At 38.9% G+C, this 1,138-nt stretch carries 2 protein-coding genes; both read left to right on the forward strand.

The window, feature by feature from the left end:
* Window positions 1-230 (forward strand): DUF3050 domain-containing protein (locus AC1DND_RS28265; protein WP_477586218.1); only part of this gene is annotated, 230 nt, incomplete at its 5' end.
* Window positions 231-358: 128 nt separating this feature from the next.
* The coding region (locus AC1DND_RS28270; RefSeq protein WP_477586220.1) for a cupin-like domain-containing protein at window positions 359-1,138 on the forward strand (780 nt) is incomplete at its 3' end.

Raw genomic sequence — 1,138 nt, forward strand, 5'->3', positions numbered from 1 at the left:
GTACCCAGGCTGATAAAGTTTCGGTCTTTAAATATTACCTGGAGCGCCATATCGAAGTAGATGGCGATCACCATAGCCATTTGGCACTCTCTATGATGGAGAAGCTCTGTGAAAAAAATGAAGCCTTTTGGGCCGAAGCAGAAGAGACTACAATACTAGCCTTGCAGAAAAGGATCGACCTGTGGGACGCTGCATATACCGAAATTGTTAAAAATAAAGTTGAGGCGTAATTATTAAATTGTTAAGTATTTACTAATTTTAGATTACGTGATTTTAGTCACATTTACCTGTTAACATCAATTTTGTAAAATAAAATTTACACATTTGTTGTTCGGCACAAATAACCGATTTTAAGCGCATGAGTTTCATTTTAAAACCTGTTGATATCGTTGAGAGCATCACTCCCGAAGATTTTAAGAAAAATTATCTGAAAACTAAACGTCCGTTAGTAATCAGGGGCCTAACCAAAGACTGGCCTGCCAGAGAAAAATGGACGACTGAATATTTAAAGGAAATTGGTGGCGAACTCGAAGTTCCACTTTACGATAACTCTAAAGCCGATCCATCTAAACCGATCAATGCAGCTACGGCGCATATGAAATTTGGCGATTACCTTGACCTGATCAAACGTGAGCCAACTGAACTGCGTATATTCTTTTTTAACCTGTTTAAAAAAGTACCAAGTTTAATCAATGATGTAAAAATCCCAAAAGATTTAATGGGTGGTTTTATCGAAAGTATGCCTGCTATGTTTTTTGGCGGTTCTAACTCGGTAACCTTTTTACATTATGATATCGATTTACCGCATATTTTCCATACACACTTCGGTGGTAGAAAGCACATTGTTCTTTTCGACAACAAATGGAAAGACAGACTGTATTGCCTGCCAAATGCAACTTATGCTTTAGAAGATTATGATGTGGCCAACCCCGATTTCGAAAAATTCCCGGCACTGAATGGTGTAGAAGGTTATGAAGTTTTCCTGGAGCATGGCGATACTTTATTTATGCCAACCGGAATGTGGCACTGGATGAAATACCTGGATGGATCGTTCTCTTTAAGTTTAAGAGCCTGGGATCAATCAATTACGCGCAAAGTAGCCAGCGTTTGGAGCTTATTTACCCACGGTGCGATAGAC

The organism is Pedobacter sp. 01N416, assembly GCF_056399685.1.